The organism is Binatus sp. (SeqCode), assembly GCF_036522015.1.
Lineage (GTDB): Bacteria > Desulfobacterota > Binatia > Binatales > Binataceae > Binatus.
In genome coordinates this window covers 1-5,279 of sequence record NZ_DATDGQ010000308.1, presented here as the reverse complement: position 1 = coordinate 5,279, position 5,279 = coordinate 1, and the positions used below count along the sequence as shown (strand labels likewise).

The 5,279-nt window shown below is 59.9% G+C and carries 4 protein-coding genes; 3 read left to right on the top strand and 1 reads right to left on the bottom strand.

The annotated features are described in order from the left end of the window. A partial coding sequence (locus VIW95_RS13165) for a long-chain fatty acid--CoA ligase (protein WP_331587226.1) occupies positions 1–1,641 on the bottom strand: 1,641 nt, incomplete at its 3' end. Between the two features lie 332 nt (positions 1,642–1,973). Between VIW95_RS13165 and coxB the strand changes: the two genes are divergently transcribed. The 3 genes from coxB to VIW95_RS13150 form a co-directional block, all read left to right on the top strand. Then, positions 1,974–2,642 carry a cytochrome c oxidase subunit II gene (gene coxB, locus VIW95_RS13160; protein ID WP_331587224.1) on the top strand — a complete coding sequence of 223 codons (669 nt, stop codon included), beginning with the start codon at positions 1,974–1,976 and terminating at the stop codon, positions 2,640–2,642. Positions 2,643–2,687: 45 nt separating this feature from the next. Further along, positions 2,688–4,442, top strand: coding sequence for a cytochrome c oxidase subunit I (locus VIW95_RS13155; RefSeq protein WP_331587222.1), 1,755 nt, complete (start codon positions 2,688–2,690; stop codon positions 4,440–4,442). Between the two features lie 18 nt (positions 4,443–4,460). Further along, a partial coding sequence (locus VIW95_RS13150; protein WP_331587220.1) for a COX15/CtaA family protein occupies positions 4,461–5,279 on the top strand: 819 nt, incomplete at its 3' end.

The following is a 5,279-nucleotide window of genomic DNA, read 5'->3' as shown; positions in this document are numbered from 1 at the left end:
GAGCTGCTTGTTGATTTCGCGGATCCGCCCGTGGATGAACGTCTTCAACTCTTTTGATTTCGTGAGTGCGTCCACGTTTTTCGGATCGAGGTTGTTCTCCTTCAGAAAGTCGACGAGATTTTCGTAGTCAGGAACCAGCAGCGCCGCCAGATGTTTGCGGCGGTCGCCGATCACGCAGGCCTGGCTGATGAACTTGTCGCCGGTGAGCTTGCCCTCGACGTACGCAGGCGAGACGTTCTTGCCCCCCGACAGCACGATGATTTCCTTCTTGCGGTCGGTGATCGAGATGTAGCCCTCGACGTCGATCTTCGCGATGTCGCCGGTATGGAGCCATCCGTTTTCGTCGATAGCTTCTTTAGTTTCGGTGTCGAGCTTGTAGTAACCCTTCATTATATTCGGACCGCGCAGGAGCAGCTCGCCGTCTGGAGCGGTCTGTACCTGGATGCGCTTCAAAGGCAATCCGACGGTGCCGATTCGGGTTTTGCCGTTGTGCAGATTAACCGCGACAACCGGTGCAGCTTCGGTCAGGCCGTATCCTTCGACGATTGGGACCTCGGCGGCTGACAGGAACCGATTGATTTCGATGGGCAGCGGCGCGCCGCCGGAAATCAGGTAGCGGATTCGACCGCCGAAAATTCCTCGCACTCGCGCGAAGACCAAGCGTCTGAACACGGCCATCGAGAGTGCGAGCATCGGCGGCAGCGGCTTCCCGCGATTGCGATATTCGGCTGCCTGCTCGCCCGCATTGAGCGCCATTTTGAACAGTCGCTGGCGCATCGGCGGCGAGGTCTCGACCGTGCGCATCACGCGGCTGTGTATAACTTCGAGCAGGCGCGGCACCGTCAGCACAACGGTCGGCTCAACCTCGATGAGGTTCGCCGCGATCTGCCCGAGGCTCTCGGCAAATGCGATCGTCCCTCCCGCCATCGCTACGGTGTAGTAGCCCGCCGTGCGCTCGAACGAGTGCGCGATCGGCAGATGCGACAGCGTCATGTCGGTGTTATTGAGCCCGAGTGCGGCGAGCGAATCTTCGGCATTGGCGAGTAGATTGCCGTGCGAGAGCATCACGCCTTTCGACGTGCCCGTCGTACCCGACGTGTAGATGAGTGTCGCGAGGTCATCGCTGCTGCCCTCGACAATCGCGGCGGGCGCCGCGCCGCTCAGCGATGCGGCACTCATGACTGCCGGGGTTCCGTTGGCGGCGGGCGTGGACTCCGCGCCGCTATGCATCGCGACAATTGCGGTGACGTCGGGAATCGAGGAACTGAGGCCGAGAATTTTCCTGACCATCTCGGGACCGTTCGCCGCAATGACTTTCGCGCCCGAGTCGCTGATGACGTGTGCGGTTTCTTCGAGTCCGCTGGTCGTGTAGAGCGGCACGACAATCGCGCCGAGTCCAAGAATGGCCTGATCGACGATGATCCACTCGGGGCAATTTTCGGACAGGATCGCGACGCGGTCGCCGGGGCGGACGCCGAGGCCGAGCAGGCCTGCGCGCAACTTGCCGGCAGCCGCGGAAACTTCGGTCCACGAACGGTCGGTCCAGACTTTGTCACGTTTGTCCTTCAGGAACGCGCGCGCACCGTACTTCTGGGCTTGCGCCTCGAAGTTTTGGGAAAGGGTCGCCACGCGATCAGGCATAAGAAACCAAGACCTCCTCTTCCTCGACTGGTTGTAGCCCAAAGCATTGTTGCCGCCAATCGCGAGCGAATGTCTGATTACCGGAGCCGCGATCCGGCGACCGCGAAGCGCTTGAATTTGCTGGCGAAATATGAGCGTCATGACGGCGGTGATTTAGCACTGGTTGCGGCGGTGGAGCAGGATTTTTCATTTCACTAATAGTGGCGCGGACAGGCATAATCGCACCCAATTCATGAATCGAAAGGTGTTGGCAGGTTGCATCAGCCGCCTTGTTGGGCGCGGCGAACGCCGGTCCGGCATCTGCACGTTGATAGCGCAGAGGTGACGCTTCGATGCTCGAGCATCTGTATTTTCCGCACGACATTTCGACCTTCGGTCCGCAGATCGACTGGCTCTTCGAGCTGATCTTCTGGATCGTGATGGTCGTCTGGATCGCGGTGATGATCGCGATGGTGTACTTCATGATCCGCTACCGCACCCGGCCCGGCCGCAAGGCGGAGTATATCGAAGGCAATTCGCGGCTCGAGATCATCTGGACCACCGCGACCACCGTCATCCTGATCACCCTGGCGATTATGAGCCGCTCGACGTGGGCCGACATCAAGGAGCATGGGCCGCCGGGCGACGTGTTCTACCAGGTGAACGCAAAACAGTTCAACTGGGAAATCACGTACCCGGGACCGGACGGCAAATTCGGCACCAAGGACGATCTGCTGATCGAGAACGAGTTGCACGTGCCGGTGAACAAGGTCGTGCGAATCGATCTGACCTCGAAGGACGTCATCCACAGTTTTTTCGTCCCGAACCTGCGCCTGAAGCAAGACGCGGTGCCGGGCCGAATCATTCACGTCTGGTTCGAGGCGACCGAAACCGGGCAATACGAAATTCCGTGCGCGGAGCTTTGCGGCTTCGGGCATTCGGGGATGAAGGGCAATCTGACGGTTCAGTCGCAAGAGGATTACGACAAGTGGGTCAAAGACCAATATTCGCAGAACAAGTAGAACCCGCACTCGCCGGCAACGTCGGACGGAGGAGCTAGTCGAAAAATGAGTAGTACGGCAGCGGTTGCGGCACACGGCGCTCACGCTGAGCATCATCAGCTCAGCTTCATGCGCACCTACATTTTCTCCGAAGATCACAAAATGATCGGGCGCCAGTTCCTGTTCATGGCGCTGTTCATGATGTCGATCGGCGGCCTGATGGCGATGCTGATGCGGTGGGAACTCGCATTTCCTGAAACCGCGGTCCCCGGATTTCATTGGGTGCCCGAGCCGTTCATGTACGACGGCGCGATTCCGCCTAATACCTACAACGCGATGTTCACGATGCACGCCACCATCATGATTTTCTTCGTGGTGATGCCGATCCTCGTCGGATGCTTCGGCAATTTTCTCATCCCGCTGATGATCGGCGCGCGCGACATGGCATTTCCCAAGCTGAATATGCTGTCGTTCTGGGTCGGCGCGGTCGCGGGCGTGATCATGCTGTCCTCGTTCTTCGTGACTGGCGGTCCCGCCGCCGCGGGCTGGACGTCGTACGCCCCACTGAGCGCGGTGCCGATTTATACCGGCGTCGATTGGGGCCAGGACTTATGGTGCATCAGCATCATCGTGCTCGGCGCGTCGTCGCTGATGGGCTCGATCAACTACATCACGACGATCATCAACATGCGCACCAAGGGCATGTACTTCTTCCGCATGCCACTGGTGGTCTGGTCGCTGTTCATCACGGCGATCCTGCTGCTGCTCGCGCTGCCGGTGCTGACGACGGCACTCGCGCTGCTGCTGTTCGATCGGATGGGCGGCACGCATTTCTTCCTGCCTGCGGGCGGCGGCGAGCCGCTGCTATGGCAGCACCTGTTTTGGTTTTTCGGCCATCCCGAGGTCTACATCATGATCCTGCCCGCGATGGGGATCTCGTCCGAAGTCATCTCGGTGTTTTCGCGCAAACCGATCTTCGGCTACCGCGCGATGGCGTACGCGATGATCGCGATCGCGTTCCTGTCGTGGGTCGTCTGGGGCCATCACATGTTCCAGTCGGGGATGGACCCGGCGCTCGGCAGCAGCTTCATGATCACGACGATGATCATCGGAGTGCCGTCGGCGATTAAAACCTTCAACTGGCTCGGCACGCTCTACAAGGGCAACATCCATTATACGGTGGCGATGATGAATGCGCTGGCGTTCGTCGCGATGTTCGTCATCGGCGGGCTGTCGGGGATCTGGATGGCCTCGACGCCGGTCGACATGTACATCCACGATACTTACTTCATCGTCGCGCATATTCACTACGTACTATTCGGCGGTAGCCTGTTCGGCATCTTCGCGGGAGTTACCTATTGGTATCCCAAGATGTTCGGCCACATGATGAGCGAGAAGCTGGGCAAGGTTCACTTCTGGATCACGTTCGTAGCGTTCAACTGCACGTTCTTCCCGATGCACATCCTCGGGATGGCCGGGCATATGCGCCGAATCTACAATCCGCAGCAGTACGATTTTCTGAAACCGATGATTCCGATCAACGAATTCATCTCGATCAGCGCGTTCGTGCTCGGCGCTGCGCAGTTCCTGTTCCTCGCGAACATGATCTACAGCTATTACAAGGGCGAGAAGGCCACCGAGAATCCGTGGCACGCGAACACCCTGGAGTGGACGACGCCGTCGCCGCCACCGCACGGCAACTGGCCCGGGTCGGTGCCGATCGTTTACCGCGGACCGTACGAGTACAGCTCGCCCGAGGTCGCGGAGGACTTCCTGCCGCAATCGCAGCTGATCGAACACACGACGGCCGCGGCGGATTAGTCAGTCGAATAGCCAGTGATGAATCAGTCGCCAACTGAGGTCGAGAAGACGCGCGGACTGCATCGCTTTGCGATGCTGACTGCCGGCGCCACCTTTTGCCTCATCTTTGTCGGCGGACTCGTCACCTCGACCGGTTCCGCGCTCGCCGTTCCGGACTGGCCGCTCGCGTTCGGCAAACTGATCCCGGCGTGGCAGGGCGGCATCCGTTTCGAATTTGGCCATCGCCTCGCCGCCGGCACCGTCGTCGTCCTCACGCTCGTGCTGATGGCGTGGGCATGGCGCGCCGAGCCTCGCAAATGGGTTCGCCGACTGGTCATCCTCGCGTTCGGATTGATTATCGTGCAGGCCGTCCTCGGCGGAATCACCGTGTTGTTCGAATTGCCGCTCGCGATCGCGGTCACGCACGCCGCCACCGCGCAGGCGTTGTTCTGCCTGATGGTCTCGATCGCCATCTTCACGAATCAACACTGGGATTCGACGCCGCACATCGATGAGCCGCCGTCGCGAATCCCGTTGGCGACGCTCGCCGTCGCGACCACTGCTATCATCTATATGCAAATCCTCATCGGCGCGCTGATGCGTCACATGAGCGCGGGGCTGGTGATCCCCGATTTTCCGCTTTCGTTCGGCTACCTAATTCCGCCGTACTGGAACGAGTTCATCGCGATTAACTTTGCGCATCGATGCGGCGCCGTCGTCGTCACGGCGATGGTCTTGTGGACTGTCGCGCGCGTGCTGCGGACGCATCGCGAGGTCGTCGCGCTTCGGCGTCCTGCGCTGGGGCTGTTCATTCTGCTGGTCGCACAGATTTGTCTCGGCGCAATCACAATCTGGAGT

What these genes read in the sequence shown, in the direction of transcription:
- coxB (WP_331587224.1), top strand. Translation starts at nt 1,974, where the DNA reads ATGCTCGAGCATCTGTATTTTCCGCACGACATTTCGACCTTCGGTCCG.
- VIW95_RS13155 (WP_331587222.1), top strand. Translation starts at nt 2,688, where the DNA reads ATGAGTAGTACGGCAGCGGTTGCGGCACACGGCGCTCACGCTGAGCAT.